The sequence below is a fragment of the Ensifer adhaerens genome, from assembly GCF_002007205.1.
Lineage (GTDB): Bacteria > Pseudomonadota > Alphaproteobacteria > Rhizobiales > Rhizobiaceae > Ensifer > Ensifer adhaerens_D.
Window position 1 is genome coordinate 865,832 of the sequence record NZ_LAZS01000012.1, and the last position, 16,389, is coordinate 882,220.

The 16,389-nt window shown below is 59.8% G+C and carries 19 protein-coding genes; 5 read left to right on the forward strand and 14 right to left on the reverse strand.

Annotated elements, in window-relative coordinates; translation table 11 throughout:
• Positions 1-77 precede the first annotated feature (77 nt).
• On the reverse strand, positions 78-1,328 hold the full coding sequence (locus XB14_RS28830) for an NAD(P)/FAD-dependent oxidoreductase (protein ID WP_234804167.1): 1,251 nt from the start codon (positions 1,326-1,328) through the stop codon (positions 78-80).
• 300 nt (positions 1,329-1,628) lie between these two features.
• Between XB14_RS28830 and XB14_RS28835 the strand changes: the two genes are divergently transcribed.
• Positions 1,629-1,934, forward strand: a complete 306-nt coding sequence (locus tag XB14_RS28835) for a DUF1236 domain-containing protein (protein WP_077967108.1) — start codon at positions 1,629-1,631, stop codon at positions 1,932-1,934.
• Between the two features lie 390 nt (positions 1,935-2,324).
• On the opposite strand, the gene XB14_RS28840 is transcribed toward XB14_RS28835, so the two are convergent.
• The 8 genes from XB14_RS28840 to coxB form a co-directional block, all read right to left on the reverse strand.
• Positions 2,325-2,579 carry a hypothetical protein gene (locus XB14_RS28840; RefSeq protein ID WP_077967109.1) on the reverse strand — a complete coding sequence of 85 codons (255 nt, stop codon included), beginning with the start codon at positions 2,577-2,579 and terminating at the stop codon, positions 2,325-2,327.
• Between the two features lie 382 nt (positions 2,580-2,961).
• On the reverse strand, positions 2,962-3,372 hold the full coding sequence (locus XB14_RS28845; RefSeq protein ID WP_143348586.1) for a PAS domain-containing protein: 411 nt from the start codon (positions 3,370-3,372) through the stop codon (positions 2,962-2,964).
• Between the two features lie 101 nt (positions 3,373-3,473).
• Positions 3,474-4,805, reverse strand: coding sequence for a PQQ-dependent sugar dehydrogenase (locus XB14_RS28850; protein WP_077967111.1), 1,332 nt, complete (start codon positions 4,803-4,805; stop codon positions 3,474-3,476).
• Between the two features lie 48 nt (positions 4,806-4,853).
• On the reverse strand, positions 4,854-5,921 hold the full coding sequence (locus XB14_RS28855) for a c-type cytochrome (protein WP_234804168.1): 1,068 nt from the start codon (positions 5,919-5,921) through the stop codon (positions 4,854-4,856).
• Positions 5,921-6,550 carry a cytochrome c oxidase assembly protein gene (locus XB14_RS28860; protein ID WP_077967112.1) on the reverse strand — a complete coding sequence of 210 codons (630 nt, stop codon included), beginning with the start codon at positions 6,548-6,550 and terminating at the stop codon, positions 5,921-5,923. Before XB14_RS28860 ends, XB14_RS28855 begins: the two co-directional genes overlap by 1 nt.
• On the reverse strand, positions 6,547-6,927 hold the full coding sequence (locus XB14_RS28865; protein ID WP_077967127.1) for a hypothetical protein: 381 nt from the start codon (positions 6,925-6,927) through the stop codon (positions 6,547-6,549). The genes XB14_RS28860 and XB14_RS28865 overlap by 4 nt, the downstream gene beginning before the upstream one ends.
• A complete protein-coding gene (ctaD, locus tag XB14_RS28870; RefSeq protein WP_077967128.1) occupies positions 6,927-9,443 on the reverse strand; it encodes a cytochrome c oxidase subunit I in 2,517 nt (838 codons plus the stop codon). Before ctaD ends, XB14_RS28865 begins: the two co-directional genes overlap by 1 nt.
• Positions 9,440-10,384, reverse strand: a complete 945-nt coding sequence (gene coxB / locus XB14_RS28875) for a cytochrome c oxidase subunit II (protein ID WP_143348587.1) — start codon at positions 10,382-10,384, stop codon at positions 9,440-9,442. Before coxB ends, ctaD begins: the two co-directional genes overlap by 4 nt.
• A 543-nt stretch (positions 10,385-10,927) precedes the next feature.
• Between coxB and XB14_RS28880 the strand changes: the two genes are divergently transcribed.
• The gene (locus tag XB14_RS28880; RefSeq protein ID WP_077967129.1) at positions 10,928-11,221 is read left to right on the forward strand and encodes a hypothetical protein; all 294 of its coding nucleotides are present in this window, start codon (positions 10,928-10,930) and stop codon (positions 11,219-11,221) included.
• A gap of 270 nt (positions 11,222-11,491) precedes the next feature.
• Here the strand turns inward: XB14_RS28880 and XB14_RS28885 are convergent, their stop codons facing one another.
• The 5 genes from XB14_RS28885 to XB14_RS32945 all read right to left on the reverse strand — a co-directional run bounded on the left by XB14_RS28885 (position 11,492) and on the right by XB14_RS32945 (position 14,241).
• Positions 11,492-11,755 (reverse strand): hypothetical protein, encoded by a 264-nt coding sequence (locus tag XB14_RS28885; protein ID WP_077967130.1) that lies wholly within the window; start codon positions 11,753-11,755, stop codon positions 11,492-11,494.
• 183 nt (positions 11,756-11,938) lie between these two features.
• Positions 11,939-12,874 carry a DUF3618 domain-containing protein gene (locus tag XB14_RS28890; RefSeq protein ID WP_077967131.1) on the reverse strand — a complete coding sequence of 312 codons (936 nt, stop codon included), beginning with the start codon at positions 12,872-12,874 and terminating at the stop codon, positions 11,939-11,941.
• Positions 12,871-13,290 carry a phage holin family protein gene (locus XB14_RS28895; protein WP_077967134.1) on the reverse strand — a complete coding sequence of 140 codons (420 nt, stop codon included), beginning with the start codon at positions 13,288-13,290 and terminating at the stop codon, positions 12,871-12,873. Before XB14_RS28895 ends, XB14_RS28890 begins: the two co-directional genes overlap by 4 nt.
• Positions 13,283-13,825 (reverse strand): hypothetical protein, encoded by a 543-nt coding sequence (locus tag XB14_RS28900; protein WP_077967141.1) that lies wholly within the window; start codon positions 13,823-13,825, stop codon positions 13,283-13,285. Before XB14_RS28900 ends, XB14_RS28895 begins: the two co-directional genes overlap by 8 nt.
• A 74-nt stretch (positions 13,826-13,899) precedes the next feature.
• Positions 13,900-14,241: a hypothetical protein gene (locus tag XB14_RS32945; protein ID WP_143348588.1), complete on the reverse strand. Its 342-nt coding sequence runs from the start codon at positions 14,239-14,241 to the stop codon at positions 13,900-13,902.
• 36 nt (positions 14,242-14,277) lie between these two features.
• Between XB14_RS32945 and XB14_RS28905 the strand changes: the two genes are divergently transcribed.
• The 3 genes from XB14_RS28905 to XB14_RS28915 all read left to right on the forward strand — a co-directional run bounded on the left by XB14_RS28905 (position 14,278) and on the right by XB14_RS28915 (position 16,382).
• Entirely contained in the window at positions 14,278-14,598 is a 321-nt protein-coding gene (locus XB14_RS28905; protein WP_077967143.1) for a PepSY domain-containing protein, read from the forward strand.
• A gap of 21 nt (positions 14,599-14,619) precedes the next feature.
• On the forward strand, positions 14,620-15,225 hold the full coding sequence (locus XB14_RS28910) for a general stress protein (protein ID WP_077967145.1): 606 nt from the start codon (positions 14,620-14,622) through the stop codon (positions 15,223-15,225).
• A 263-nt stretch (positions 15,226-15,488) separates the two neighbouring features.
• A complete protein-coding gene (locus tag XB14_RS28915; RefSeq protein WP_077967147.1) occupies positions 15,489-16,382 on the forward strand; it encodes a Ku protein in 894 nt (297 codons plus the stop codon).
• Positions 16,383-16,389: the final 7 nt, after the last annotated feature.

Consider the following 16,389-nt stretch of genomic DNA (forward strand, 5'->3'; position numbering starts at 1 on the left):
GAACTTGGAAATATACCTGGCACCCAAGTCCAATCGGAAGGAACAGCCCCTATCCCGTAGAGCCTAGGTAACGAATTCTAAAGATTTTGCCTTGGACGATCCATTGCGAAGAGGTCGAACCACTGGGCGTAGGTGCCGGCCATCATCTGCGACACGATGCGCGAGGCGAGATAAGAGAATGTGATGCCGTTGCCGCCGTATCCGTAGGCGGCATAGACATTTCTGGCACCCGGAACCTTCCCGATAAAAGGCAGGCCGTCGGCCGTTTCGCCAAATGCACCGCACCACCCATATGCAATATCGAGCTTGGCATCGGGTAGCAATCGATGAAGCTTGTCTTTCAGCATCTTGAGCTTTTCGGGCAGCATGCGGTCACGCTCGACCGGATCTGATATCCGCTCGTCCTCGCCGCCGATGACGATCCGGTTGTCAGCCGTCGCTCTCAGATAAAGGTACGGGTCTGTTGCCTCCCATATGAGGTGTTCGTGCGGCCAAAGACCGGTTTCGTCTTGAGGCATGGTTGCCAGTGCGAAACTTGAACTGACGACGTGGCTTTCAGGCATCACGAAATGCGGCATGACATAGCCGGTAGCGAGCACCACATGCTTCGCTTCGATAACGTATGGGCCGCCCGTTTCAACGACGACGTGGCCGCCCTCGTCGTGAAAGTCTTTGGCATCAGCCGTAAAAAGACGAACACCACAAGTGACTGCGTTCGCCAGGAGCGACCAGCAAAGCAGGAGAGGATCGGCTTGCGCCGAGCCGGGGGACAGGATGGCAGCTTCGCGATCAAAACCAAACTCTTCAGAAAGTTCGCGATGTGTGAGCAGCCGCCCCTTAAGGCCAGCGCGATGGCGCAGGTTCAATTCCTCGCGCAACTCCCGCAACCCGGACTGTCCCCCCGCGAGGTACAGGCTACCCCGACGTTCAAAATTGCATGCAACTCTGTTTCCGACGACCAGATTGGCAAGCCCTTCGACCGATGCCAGACTTCGCTGATAGATCAGCGATGCCTGAGAAAACCCATAGGCATGGGTCAAATCAGTCATCGATGCGTCGATCTCCCATTGCAACATCGCTGTGCTGGCACGCGTGCTGCCGAGGCCTGCCTTTTCGCGGTCCATCGCCACGACATCGTAGCCAAGGGCGCCCAAGTGTTCTGCAACCAAGGCCCCGGTAACGCCACAGCCCACCACGACCACATCGGTCTTGAAGCTCTCGGTGAGGGGAAATTGATGAGGGGCATTCCATTGCATGCCCCAAGGAGACGAGCCGCTAAGAAGGTCGTCATGGTCGGTATCCTCAAAACCCAACTCCGGTCCGATCACTTCGCCCCCTTCCAGCACTCGACATCGCCGACACGTACAGGAACACGCCGGGGCCGGTCTGGTTCCAGGCGGTGGATTGGCCGGACCGCTTGCGGCGATGAAGTCGTCCCGCATCGCGAAGCCTATAGCAGCCCTGGCCGAATTGTGCCCCGCCCCGACCATGGTCCGAAGGCGGGCGGGACCAATGGCGGTTTCCTATCCGACTGAGGTCCAATCAACGGAACGGAATTGTCGAAACCGGGTTGAATTGCCGTTGCCCCACTGAGGGGTGAGACCTCAACAATCGAACTGGAGAAGATCATGAAAAAGCTTGTCAACTCCCTTCTTGCGGGGCTGTTTCTGCTCGGCGCTTCCAGCGTCGCCGTCGCACAGACGGTCGTTATCACGCCGGAACAAGAAACGGTCGTTCGCGAATACGTGAAGAAGAAGCCAATTGCTTCCATCAACTTGCCTGGAGTGGAGCTAAACGTCGGCTCGGCCATTCCGGAAAAAGTGGAGCTGCACACGATCGATGCGCCGGACATCACCTACCGCTATGTGGTCGTCGACAACCGCACCGTGCTCGTCGATCCCGGCACCCGCAAGATCATTCGGGTTATCAACTGACCATTCATACCCGGTGTCCCTTCCTCTCGGGGAAGGGACGGCCATGTATGCTTGGTGCCTCAACGACATCTCACCTTGGCCATCTCCACCTGCAGTGGCGGTATCGGCTATCTCACGGAGACCTGGATCGCGATTGTTCATCGGCAGGAGAGCGCATAGAGACACCCGCTGTTGATTGTGCGCGCACTCGTTATGGCTTCCCCTCCTCCTCGATGAAAGCGGGATCGCTTTATGTCTGGGCACCCCAAGAGTGCTGATCACCCCGCACGGGCCCAAGCCCGAAGGTGCATCGGGCGCGACTCCACGGCCGGATGCCGAGCCCGGGCGGAGACCAGCCGGTGCGGTCACGCAGATAGTCGATGTCGTCGGACGGGCCCGGGGCCAGGCCAGTCACATGGGATCATTGCCCTTCATCGCGTTCGACATGTGCGTCTTGCATTTGTCGCTCTCGTTGGATGCAAGCGCTTCTTTTGCCATCGCCAATTCCTTGTTGGCGTAGTCCTTCTTCATCTCGTCGGTGATGGCCTTGACGTCATTTTCGAGCTTGGTCATGTTCGCTTGATCACACGCGATATCGGACAGGGCAAAGGCAGAAGAGCCAGCAAGCGCAACGAGTACAGCCGCGGTCGTCAGTGTTTTCAGCATGGTTCAGTCCTCCATAATCTGATTGAACGACGGGCCAACTCTTTAACAAATCTGACGTTCCTCTCGCCCAGAACACATCGTCGTGATCTGCCGTCAGACCATTCTGAGCAAGGCAGGGGCCGGCTCGGCGGCAGGTATCGGCAGGTATCCCGCCCGAGTTTGGGACGCTCCGCTTCGTGGACGCCGGGCTACGAAAGGAATGGCCCCGCCGGTACCGACGAGGCCATAGGGCACTTATGGAGAAGGCTTCACTTCCGGAGGGGTCATGAAGGTGTCGCCCTGTCGGGGTTCAGGGTTCCCACAAAGCGTGAAACACCACCACGGTAAAAGAGTTCCCGAAAAAATGGCCCCTGATGTCTTCGGTTGACACACGATCACACCGCTAATGCCACCGGTTGTCGTTCGTCGAGGTTGAGCTTTCCAGGACAACAATACCGGAATAGAGCACTGGCGTTCCGCCGCGATCGCGAAAACAGCGGCCAAAAGCGACGACCGCAACGTAGAAGCCGCCCCGCGTTTTCACACGATAGAAAGACTGGTGCGCGCGACCGGCAACGATCGTTTCCGTGATCGTCCTTGCCAAAGATGACCGATCCTCTGGGTGGACACGATCTAGGTAGAGCTTAAGGGGTAAGCCCTGGTTGGTCTCCTCGGCCACAAGACCGAAGAGTTCCGCCAGGGCCGAATCTCCATAGACGAGGTCCCGGATTATATCCCAGGTAAAGATCCCTGAGTCTGCCGTATCCGTATCGCAGAGTTCGACAACGAAGGCGCGTTCGCTATTGTCGGTCATTGCCACTCCCCTCATGCTTTAGCGTACCCTAACAAGCCCTCATCGCAGACGGAAGAGAGCTAGCTTGATCTCCCGGGCCGAGCCGTTTTACGCCCCGCTACCTATCCGAGGGGTGCGACACGCCACACTTTGTTGCCAACGTCATCGGCGACCAGCAACGCACCATCGCGGGCAATGGCGACGCCGACCGGCCGACCCAGGGCCTTGCCGTCGACGCTGAGGAAACCCGTGAGGATATCGCGCGGCGGGCCGGACGGTCTACCGGCGGTGAACGGCACGAAAATGACCTTGTAGCCACTGCGCGGGATGCGATTCCATGAGCCGTGCTGACCGACAAAGGCGCCATTTTTCATCTCAGGCCCGAACAGATCGCGGGTATTAAAGGTCAATCCCAGAGATGCGGTATGGGGCCCGAGCGCATAGTCCGGTTTGGCCGCGACCGCGACGAGCTCTTCGTTCTGCGGCTGGACGCGATCATCGACATGTTGACCATACCAACTGTAGGGCCACCCGTAGAATGCACCGTCGCCTACGGACGTCATGTAGTCAGGAACCAGATCGGGGCCGATCTCGTCGCGCTCATTGACGACAACCCAGAGCTCACCGCTATCAGGCTGCCAGGAAAGCCCATTGGGGTTGCGAAGTCCGGAGGCGAACAGTCGCATCTTGCGCGTGAGGAGATCGATCTCATGCACGGCGGCTCGCCCATTTTCTTCCTCCATGCCGTTCTCGCCAATGTTCGAATTAGACCCGACAGTGGCATAGAGCTTGGTTCCGTCCTGGCTCGCGATGACGTCCTTCGTCCAGTGATGATTACGACCGGAAGGCAGGTCGACGATCTTTTCAGGTGCTGCGGTGATCTGCGTTGCTCCTTCCTGATAGGCAAAGGCCACGATCGCGTCGGCATTGGCGACATAGAGTGTGCCGTCGAGCAATGACATTCCGAAGGGGGAATAGAGCCCGGTGATGAACGGTGTCTTGGTTTCCGCCACGCCGTCACCATCTGAATCACGCAGAAGCGATATGCGATTGGCGCTCTTCGTCTCGGCACCGGCCCTGGCCTGGAAGAGGCCCATCAAGAAGGCCCGGACGGAAAAGCCCGCGTCGGGCTTCGGCGGCGCGTTGCTTTCGGCTACCAGAACATCGCCGTTCGGTAGCACATGAAGCCAGCGTGGATGCTCAAGGCCGCCGGCAAATTCCGTGACGACAAACCCTTGAGCCGCGACGGGCATTTGCCCATTGGGCCAGGGCGTCGCCTCGGCGACGTTCACGGAAGGTATCCACTCCGCTTTCGGTTCGACGAGTACCGGATCCGGCCCATAGGTCTGTTCGATCGGAACCGTGGCTTCATGCCGGGACAGAGCAACGAGGCCCCCACCCGCCGTAACCGCAAGCGCAGCGACAACAAGAATCGCGATCAGCAGTTTTTTCATGACCAGCTCCTCGATAACGGAGCCAAACGATTTCGGGACGAAGGTGTTTCAATCCTCAGGAGGCAAACTCGAAAAATATGCCGAAACATTCTCGATATCTGTGTCGGACAGGTGTTCTGCCGCATTCTCCATCAAATGGCTGAACGGAGTTCCCGATCGCGAGCCTTCGCGAAACAGCTTCAGTTGCGCCGCAAGAAAAGCCTCGGGCTGACCATCAAGCCTTGGGTAGGACGGGTTACGTTCCGAATTTTGATGACAGCCCAAGCACGCCGGCACTTTTTGGGCGGGACGGCCGTGCTGCGCAATCTGTTCGCCCTGCCCCACCCGATCGTCTTTTAGTGGTTGCACCACGGCATGCCGCTTCAAAACCGCGAAATGGCTGGCAAGAGCGGGAAGATGTCTCCGATCCACCGCCTGCACGGGAAGTTGCATCATGCCACTTGGTCTACGTCCCTCGATATAGGCGTTCAGGCTTTCGAGCAGATAGGCCTCCTTCTGTCCCGCAAGAACAGGCGTGAGCGGGCTGAAGCCCATCCCATCGCCGCCATGACAGCGGGTACATTCGGCCAATGCATCTTCAAATCGGGACGCATGCATGGGTGGCTGCGGTCTATTTCGATAGGCGAGTAAACGATAGGTGGCCGGATCCATGGCTGGAAGCTTTCGCAGGAACGCAACCATGCTCCAGATTTCGTCGTCGCGCGCCTGGGTCGGCCACGCCGGCATGCCGGTGAAGCGAACGCCGTGCTTCACGATGCGAAACAGTTCTGCGTCCTCCCATTGCTCGACCACGGCGGAAAGATCCGGCGGTTGCGGCAACATCGCAAGTGCTGCGGGGGACCGCGGTTCGCCCGGCGCGCCGTGGCAGATAGCGCAGCCACGGGCAAAGTGAGCTGCGGCCGGTGGGATGCCGTTGTCAGGTAGCCTCTCCGGGGCATCGACGGCGAGCGCATAGGTGCGAACAGCCGAACGCATGGCAAAATGCAAAAACCACTCGGTTATCTTAAAGTGGCCGGAAGACGCACCGACGTTGAAGAAGCCGATCCAGGTGGCAAAAAGGGCGACGATCGGCAGGATGGCGAGCCCGACGGCCAGGTGCTTCCATCGAACATGCATCAGGCGACCCTCCGGTTTGACTCCGCAAGCAGACCGGAAAGCAAGGCGACCCCGCCTGCGAGATAGGCTGCGGCGCCAACCATCAGCATGACGACGGCCCCGAGTTGCTGATCCTGAGCCGCCGTCAAGGTCGTGCCAAAACAGGTGACATCGCCAAATCGATAGAGCGGGCGCGGGCTGAGCGCCAAGAGCGCGCCGAGCAACGTCATATGAACGGTCGTCAGCAGCAAGCCGAAGGCGCCTGCCGCATTGCTTGAAGGCCTGTTCGTGCTGCCGGCCGCAAGACACGTGGACCATAGAAACACTCCGGCGCCGAGAAAGCACGCCTGCTCCAAGGCGGAGCCCAAGAACGAACCCTCGGCCAATCGACGTGCGGCCGGTGCATGCCAACCCCAGACGACGACAAGCTCGGCGAGCGAGGCAATGATCGGCAACCCGACGAGGAAGGATGACCGATTGCTCGTCAGACGGGGAGCAAGGCCAAGAGCGAGCAGAGGTGCTGCGACGGCTACGACCCCCATATGCGCAAGCATATGAGCGGTCACCGAGCTGCGCCACGCAGTCAAGAGCGGCCCGAGCCAGATCGCGGCCAAAAGGAGTGCACCAACTGCGAGGCACAGCACCCTCATCGCAGGCACTCCGAAACAAAGATCACCGGCAATGCTGTCATGAGGACGGCGACAAAACTCAAGCCGGCAAGCAGCAAGGTTGCAAAACCCTGGAACAGAAGTCGATCGTGGCGTGTCGGATCGTCATGAGGAGGGTCGTGGGCGCCGAAGCCCCACTGGCGCCATGCAAGGAAAGCCGAAAGCGCGATCGCCACCAGCGCTACCACCGTGACGAAGGCAATGCCAAGGCGCAAGGAGTTGAACTCCATGCCGAGCAGCGCGGGCTTGGCACAGAAAATCGCCGCGCTGGCGTAGCATATCAGGAAGTGCCCGGCCCAGATGGCAGGCCCCGTGAACAGTGTCCAGAACGTTTCGATTTCCCTTGGCAACAGACGCATCAAAGTGCCTCCGGGAAAAGACCGATCACGAAGAAGGTGATGAGCGCCGTAATTGCCAGGAAATGCCAGTAGAGGGCCACGTTGCGCAGGTCCATGTCGTGGGTTTTCGTCAGGCGCCCGGCAAGGCTTCGCGCAAGACAATAGGCAATCATGGCAGCTCCGACAGCTGCATGAACGACTGTCCAGCAGACAAGCACCCAGACAATTGCCGGATAGACATGGGCGGTGGGGTTCATGGCGTGCAACCAGGGACCCGCGATCCCAGCTGCCGATGCAACGGCCGTCAGGGCGAGGGCCATGATCAAAGCGGCACGCACGAACGCCGTACGCTCAAGGGCGTTGAAATGTCTTGCAGCCAAGGTGGCGAGCCACGCAAAGACAAAGAGCGCTGCCGAAACCAGTGGCCACATCATTCCGGGACCGGCTGAGCTCGCCGTGAAGTCTTCGTGTATCGTCCAATAGAAAAAATAGCCGAAGATCAGGCTCGCAAAGGCGGTACTGTCGCCCACCATCGTGATGAACATGGCCCACCAGCCGACTGACGACGGCCCGGATGCGTAGAGCGGCAAGGCGAGCCCGACGCCGACGTCCTTCTCCGGCTTCTCGGGAATTTCCGCAGTCCCGGTCCAAAGCCAATAGAGGATCGCGCAGAAACAGGTGAAGGCAGCGATCGCCCCTGCGATCCACCACTTAAACGTCAAGGCAATGAACACGGCCCCGAGCGAGAAGGCCGAGACGATGGTGACCTTTGAGGTGCCGCCAACGCGCAAGACCTGTTCCGGCCGTGCATCGAGCACGGAGGTGACCAGTCCCTCGCGGCGCCCTTCCTTGGCGTCGGGAAGATACCATCGCCCCTCGCTGATCTCCCGGGCAAGCGTCGGCTGTTCCCAAAGTGGATAGCGGCTCGAAACGAAGGGAACGGAGCGTACACCCCAGTTTTCCTCAGGCTCGCTGATCCATTCAAGCGTTCCGGCATTCCACGGGTTTTGTTCGGCGCGAGGCTCCCGGTGCTTGGGGCGCAGGACATCCCACACCACAATCAAAACACCGAAGGCAAATACGTAGGCGCCGACGGACGACACCAGGTTCAGGAAATTCCACCCAAGGTCGGCCGGATAGGTGAAAACCCGACGCGGCATGCCGAGAAGGCCGGTCAAATGCATTGGAAAGAAGGTGACATTGAAACCGACAAACATCAGCCAGAAGGCGATGCGTCCGAGCGTATCGGACAGGCGTTTTGCATCGATGAGGGGGTAATAATAGTAGATCCCCGCAGCGACCGGGAACAGCATCCCTCCAATCAGGACATAGTGGAGGTGGGCAACCACGAAATAAGTGTCGTGCGCTTGCCAGTCGAAGGGCGCAATTGCCACCATGACGCCGGTTAGCCCGCCAATGACGAAAATGGCGATGCCGCCTGCCCCAAACAGCATTGGAGTAGAAAGGATGACGCGGCCGGCAAGCATGGTGGCAATGAAGACGAAGATTTGAACCGCCGTTGGGATCGCCACCGCCTCGGAAGCAGCCGAAAAGAAGGCAAGCGATATCTGAGGCAGTCCTGTCGCGAACATGTGGTGGACCCACAAGCCGAATGACAGGAAGCCGGTGCCGACCGCGGCAAGCACGATCCAGGAGTAACCCACGATCGGACGCCGCGAAAAAGTCGGAACGATCATCGCCAACAAGGCAATCGCCGGCAGGAAGATGATGTAGACCTCGGGATGGCCGAAGATCCAGAAGAGGTGCTGCCAGAGCAGCGGATCGCCGCCGCGTGCCGGATCGAAGAAGGGCCAGTCGAACATGCGCTGCATTTCAAAGAGAATGTCGCCGGCAATCAGCGGCGGAAATGCAAAGAGGATCATGCCGGCGACAATCAGCAGATACCAGGCGAACAGCGGCATCAGGTTGATGCGCATGCCGGGTGCGCGACATTTCATGATCCCGACGATCAGCTCCACCGCCGCTGCAATCGAAGCCACCTCGATGAAAGAAAGGCCTAGCAGCCAGATGTCGGCGCCGATGCCGGAAAGCTTTTCGTCGGTCGCCAATGGCGGATACATGAACCAACCGGAGGAAGGCGCTGCATCAAAGAAAATCGAGCCGCATACAAAGATGCCTCCGAGAAAAAAGCTCCAGAACCCGAACGCGCCCAGTCGCGGAAACGGCAACTCTCGAGCCCCGATCATAGGTGGCAACAGAAAAATCGCCACTGCCTCGAAGATTGGCACGGCAAACAGGAACATCATAACGGTCCCGTGCAGCGTGAATAGCTGATTGTAAAAGTCCGCCGAAACCAGGTCACTATCGGGCCAGGCCAATTGCGCCCGCATAATCAATGCCAGCGCGCCGGCAAAAAGCAGAAAGATGAAGGCGGTGGACGCATACCACAGCCCAACCTGCGTGTTGTTGACGCTCGTCCAGTAGCGCCAGCCGCGCGGATTCTCCCAGACTTTGCGCAGCCGCTCGCTTTGCGCTGCGCGCTCCTCGTCACTCGCGCGGGGGCCTGGCACCGTCATCTCAGGCCTTTCAGCCAGGCGGCGATTGCGCGGATATCTTGCGGCGCCAGCATGGAGAAAGCCGGCATGGCTGCACCGGGCTTGATCGCACCCGGGTTCGCGATGAAGCCAGCAATGTTGTCCTCGGTGTTGGCGACGATCCCGGCTGCCAGCATCTGCCGGGACCCTAGGTGAGAAAGATCGGGTCCAGCCGCGCCCGTGGCCTGCGTGCCCGCAACGCGGTGACAGGAGCCGCAGCCATGGCGCAAGAAGAGAGCGCGCCCCTCTCCGGCGACGTTAATCGAGGCTTTCGCCTGGCTGGCAAGCCATGCGTCGAACGCTTCGGGCTCCATCGTCACTGCGGTGAGCGACATGAATGCGTGAGACGTCCCGCAAAATTCGGTGCAAGCGCCGCGAAAAACCCCGGTTCTTTGCGCCATCAGCGAAAGGCGGTTTTCGCGACCCGGGATCATATCCATCTTGCCCCCAAGAGAGGGTATCCAGAAGGAATGGATCACGTCATCGCTCTTCAGTGAAAATTCTATTCGCCGGCCGACCGGCAAGCGGATCTCGTTTGCCGCTGCGATCTTCAGGCCGCGATGGAAATAGACCACCTGCCACCAATATTGCCTGCCGGTGACTTCGACCCGCAAATCCGTAGCATCGCGAAACGTCGGCGAAGGTCTAAGCGTCGGCATCAACCAGAATGCATATGTCAGAAGGGCAAAGAGCGTCACAGTTGGGAACACGGCGCCGCCCCACAGGATGATGCGGCTTGCGGCAGGCTCTGCGACAACTCGTCTTTGACTGCGCACGGCAACGCAGACGACTGTAACCACCGCGAGCCAGATCGCGGCTGCGCCGAAGGACATGACGACAAACAGGGTCAACGTCGCCTCTGCTTCCGAACCCGCAGGGCTCAACGCGGATTGCGTGCCCTGACAGCCGGGCAGAGCAACCACGACCAAGGGCAGCCTTGGGAGCAAACTTCGTCTTTGAGATCGGAGGCGTAGCGTTTTACTGTCCTTTCCAGAAGAGTTGATCGCTTAACCCGAGCCACCCCGCAAAGTTCCAGAAACCGTTCCCGGGCCAATTTCAGCTCCGCAGGCGTGGTGCGTGTTGAACGGTGAGCTACGCACCGCGCTCGACAGGCTCACTCCGGACCACAGGGAGCCTCTGGTGCTCGTTGCCACCACTCCCAAGAGCAGAGCAGGTCGCTTCTTCGCGACGCGATCGGCATTCTCCTGGATGCCAAGATCGCCACTCTTCAGCGCGCGGGAAGTCTTGCTGCGGCTTGTCGGAGAGTGCGCCAAGGGTAATTCGGGACCCCTGTCCGATCCCGACGTCCTTCGACTTATAGGCCGCACAGTATCGTGCACGCCCAATCTCCGCGGTCTTTCGGAACCTTCGGGGTCGTTAGCGGTTCGTCTTGCGTTGCCTCGGCAACGGATGATCGCCCGTAGGGCTCGCGATGGGCCTCGACGGGATGGCAAGGGAGAGACCCGATGGCTGAGCAGCTGGACGAACGAGGCGAACCCAAGACAGCAACGCACGGCGCGGGCCGAACTACGTTCTCCGCGCGGGAATCCCGTCAGGCCGGAATGGGCGCCCGTGTCTTCCTGGTGCTTGCGAGCAGTCTCTTCCTGGCACTGCTTGTCTGGGGCTTTGTGGAATGGGGTCAGCCTGGCGGCCAGCCGACGCAACCGGCTCCTTCGCAACAGCAACCGGGCGCTGAACAGCGTCCAAGCACCGAAAGCCCGCAAGGCATGGCACCCACGGACCGTCACCCCACCCCGTAATCACGCTCGGGCGCCCCGAGCGGCAAGCCGGCCAGAATACCAACAGGTAACCGAGCGCCAGGCAGCTGCAATACGGCCTTCGGGCCTAACCCGGAAATATGGGCTGCACCATGGCCTCATCGCGGCTCGAACTAGTGGACCTGCCCAGACGGGCGATGCCGCCATGCGTGGCCCGACCAGCGCCCGGCTCTTGAATTGAGATCAAAGGCTCAAAGAGAGCGTGTGGTGCGGATTGGGCAACTGCAGGCGGCAACTCTCGAAGCGAGCCCGCTAAGATCGGTCGACAAACTTGTTGAAGCGGCTCGGCCTACCGTCTGCAATCGTATCCTGATGGAGAAAGAGCAGCTTGTTGTGGTCGAAAATACGGAAGAACTCCTTCCAGGAGATCGGCTCCAGACCTTCCTCGTGCTCACCGAAATCGATCCTTAGGATGCCGCCGTTGAGCGCACCCTTGACCCTTGCAGGTCGCCCTTTTCTTGTCTCGGCCCAATGTTGAATTTCCTTGTGATTGTCGGTGGTTTTTGCGTCGCTCATTGAATTACTCCTTGCGATCTGTTGCGTAAGATCGATTGATTATCGCGTTGCCAGATGGGCGGGCGCTAGGTCCATGTGACCAGAGTGCGGTTTCCAGCTTGCCGTCTCGGCCCGCTCTACGGATGCCCCTCCGGCACCAAGCGGCGCGTTCGCGAGGTTGTGATCAGTAGCGCTTGCCAGCCGTCAGCCCGAAGGGGTTTTGTTTTCAGGCATGTTGGCCTCTCCAAGGGCGCTTTTGGCACCCTCGATCGCGCCCTCGGCCGCTGCATCAGCCGTTGCTTGAAGCTGGCCGCGAACGCGATCCGAAACCTCGCCGGCGGTCTCATCCTCAAAGTCCGTTGCGGGGAGCGCCGCTCCAATCGCCGCACCGATCGCAAACGCCAGCGCTCCGCCAACCAGAGGCTGATCTCGAAACGTCTTGAGCATGGCGGCATTCAGCTGCGCCCCGTGATCCTGAGCACTCTGACGGACGTCCCGAATGCTGCTGGCTGCTGACCGGCCGGCATCCGAAACTGCACCGGAAACACCGCTGGCGACCCCCTTCACCTCGCGCCATGTCGCTGATGCCCAGCCGGTTGTTTCATCGAACAAACTGCCTTCCTCATCCCGGATATCCGCAATCGCCTGGCCCGATGTATCAGCGAAACCGCGATAGACGGTTCCGCTTGGATCGACGAAGTGACCGGCCCTTCGGCCGGCGGCATCGGTCCTCGCGCGAAAACGACTGCCCTCTTGGTCCTCAAAATGGCTGTAGCGCTCGCCAAAATTTGCCTCGATCGGTCCAACCCGTCGCAAATTGCCCTTCACTCGCGCAAGCGGATAATCATCCACTCCCTTGTCGACGCCCGACGCTTGAGGCGCTCGCGAGGCGGGATCGGCAAGGAGCCATGCAAGACCGATACCTGTCAGTGCGACCGGGATCGGGTTCGCCTTCATTGCCCCACCCAGATTGTTGAGAAAGTCGGCCCCTCCACTTCTTCTGGCATAGGCGATGAACTCGTCCATCCATTCGCCAGGCGACATTCGTTCTTGAATGGCATGCAGTTTTTCTTCAATCCTTTGGCGGTCAGTCTCGATTTCCCGTTGAAGGTCAGCGGACGAATGCGTGTCGGCGTTCATTTCACGGTCTCCTTGGCCACGTCGAGGTCGCGCTGGAGCGACGCCGTCGTTTTTTCGAAGCGAATGCTGCGGTTTCCGAGCTTGGCAAGGCTGCGCGAAATCATAACCCACGCCAGGACTCCGACGACAAGACCAACGACGACCGCTGAGAGCGCATGGGCATTTGCCTCTTGCATTCCCTGCTGTATCAGCAAGCCCCCGAGACCCTCGACCACAGCGCTCAGAAGCACGCCGATCGCGGCAATCGCAAAGATAAGGCCCACCATGAGCGTCTCGATGCTGCCGATCGCCCGGTCAAGGCTCTCGCTCGCCTCGGCCTTGGCGAGGTCGATCTCCTTGCGAAACAGTCCGGCTATATCGGTCACCAGTCCCGTCATCAGGTCGGGTAAAGAGCGGTCGTCACGGGGGTTAAGCATCGCGGAAGTCCTTTTCAAATGCCCAATCGTCGCCTACGCGTGGGGATGACGAGGAGTTCGATGTCTTGCCGGTCGTTCGCTTTGCCGAAGCGGTCAGAAATCGGCTCGCTGCCAGTCCCGCAATCGCTGCTATGCCAAGAAAGGCAAGGGGCTGCTTTCGCCCATAGTTTTCTGCAATCGACGCGATTTCACCGAGATCCCGGTCTTCGCATTCGCTGGCCAGCCGTCCGATCGAGTTTCCAAGGTTCTGAGTATAGCGGCCAAGCCCTGGTTGATCGGATTTGCGAAGTTCAGAACCCACCTTCTCCATGGCGCCAGCAAGGCCACGCAATTGGCGCGCCAATGCCCCCTTTTCGTCATCCACGACTTTGGCTGCCGCCGCTTTTGCCTGCCCCGAACGATCGTCGCTCGCGACGTTCTGGTCGACGCGGGGCTCGCCGACCTCGCTCTCGCGCCCCCCATAAGGGCCGCCTTCTTGTGAGGGCGAGATAGGTTGCTGTTGTTGCGCTCTACGGTTCTCCGGGTTTTCGATCATCACAAACCTCCTGGTTCTCTGACGCAGGCCCTTCGTTGCGCTCCAACCAGCGGATCGCTATCTTGTTCCCTGCCTCACACGGCCACTCGGCCAGGCGTTGACCGACCTGATCCCGCCGCTTGAAAACTCGATGAGCAACACAAAAATAAAAAAGAAGTTTCGGGAACTGACCCGCTGTTGCAACGTCCAGCCTCGGCCTCCTTGATTGCTAAAAGCAGCACCCGCTCGACTTCGGCATCTGCCTTGTCGACGTCAGGAAAATGCAATCTTGCCGAAGCGCGCAGAATTGCGACCAGCCTCCGCTCATCGTTTCCGAGTGCGCCGGTCATAAGACCGAAACGATTGGGACAGCGCTTCGGCCAGTGGAAAAGACCCGAATGCTTAGGAACCAAAAGCGGTTCGCCGAGTTTGATCATTGCCTTTGACGGGCTGAGAACAAGGAACCGAACATCATGAAGAACGTACTGCTCGCCGCGGTATTCCTCGGCGTATCGACCTTTGGCGCGCTCGCGCAGACCGCAACGCCTCCCGCCACGACCGATGGTGACACGCCCGCCGTCGCGACGCCGGATAAGACCAACCCGACGGCCCCCGTTGCCGGCGCCAACAGCTTTACCGAAGCCCAGGCAAAGGATCGCCTCGCTGAAGCCGGCTATACCGATTTAACGGGGCTGAAGCTTGATGACACAGGCGTCTGGCGCGCCACCGCGATGAAGGACGGCAAATCCTTGCAAGTCGCGCTCGACTACCAGGGCAACATTGTCGCCAACTAATTCCAGCAGCGAGGAACTCCAATGAAAACCGTAAGTGGACTTTTTGACGATTATGCCGACGCCCGCGCCGCAGTGACGGCCCTTGAAGACCGCGGCGTTCCGTCGGGCGACATCAGCATCGTTTCCAACAATATTGGCGATCGTTATCGCAGCGCAAACGAAAACAACGCGGCTGAAGGCGCCGGCACGGGCGCCGGTGTCGGCGCTGCGGTCGGGGGCATTGGCGGCCTTTTGACTGGTCTCGGGGTCATGGCCATTCCGGGTGTCGGGCCGGTGGTCGCGGCCGGTTGGCTTGCCGCGACCGCAGCGGGTGCTGCCGCCGGCGCGGTAGCAGGTGGTGCCGCCGGCGGGATTATCGGAGCGATGACAGAATCTGGTGTTCCGGAAGAACATGCCCATGTCTATGCCGAAGGCGTACGGCGCGGCGGCGCGGTCGTCACAGCGCGTGTTGACGACGCGCTCCAAGCAGATGCCGAAGCGATCTTGCGCCGAGGTACGTGGGTCGACCCTGTCCAGCGTCGCGCTGCCTACACGGAACAGGGCTGGACACGCTTTGACGAGACGCTCGATCCCTACACGGCCGACGAAGTCGAGAAGGAACGTCTGCGTCTCGAGAGCATGCGCTGATTGAAACCCAAGAAGCCATGATGCGTTGAGATCACAGCCCTCAATCGTAAACTGGGCCTCCGCACGGGCGGCCCTTTTTCCTGATGTTGGCAGCCTCGTGATTGCCGCATCCTTCATCGTCCCGGCGCAAGCGCGCCCTCAGGCGCAGCAATGGCACCTGACAAAGCGCTTAGAGGTTTCGTGGATTTTGACGAAATTGAAGGTGGAACGATTTGCGTGCCGACCAGGTTACCCCAATCCCGGGTGTCGAAAGGAATGCAGCCATGGTTGCCCCGCGAGCGAACTGGAAAGGTTACATCAAGTTCGGAGAGGTCACCTGTCCGGTGGCTCTTTACACGGCCGCGTCCTCGTCCGAACGCATCAGCTTCCATACGCTCAATCGAAAAACAGGCAACCGGGTAAAGCGCGAGTTCGTTGACAGCGAGTCGGGAGAGCCCGTTGAGACCGACGACCAGGTAAAAGGCTATGAAATCGAGGGTGGACGATACGTCGTGCTTGAACCCGAAGAAGTCACAGCGGCGGTCCCGAACAGCGACAAGACCCTGAACATCGAAGCCTTCATCCCCTGCTCGCAGGTCGATACCACCTATTTCGACAAACCCTACTATCTTGCACCCGACAAGATGGCCGGCGAGGCTTTCGCACTCCTTCGTGATGGGATGGCGAAGGCCAAGGTCGCCGCGATCGCCAGGACCGTGCTTTTTCGCCGGATGCGAACCGTACTCATCCGCGCACACGGCAAGGGTCTGGTGGCTGCCACCCTCAACTTTGACTATGAAGTGCGATCATCGAAAGAGGCATTCAAGGAGCTTCCCGACCTCAAGATCGAGGGCGAGATGCTGGAACTTGCAGAGCACATTATCCGCACAAAGAAAGGCAGTTTTGACCCCGGCGACTTCGACGATCGGTACGAAGCGGCCGTCGCCGACCTGGTCAAGGCCAAAATCGAGGGGCGTTCCCTGCCGAAGAAAAAGCTGCCCGTAGCATCCAAGCCCGGCGATCTGCTGAAGGCGCTTCGCGAGAGCGCAGGCGTCAATGCGAGGAAGTCGAAGTCCAAGCGCCAGGCGGCCAACGCAAACAAAGGCGCTCCTCGGCAAAAGGCGTCGAACACGTCTACCAAGTCGAAGCAGGCGGCAACGTCGCGTCGCACCGGCTGACGGGAGA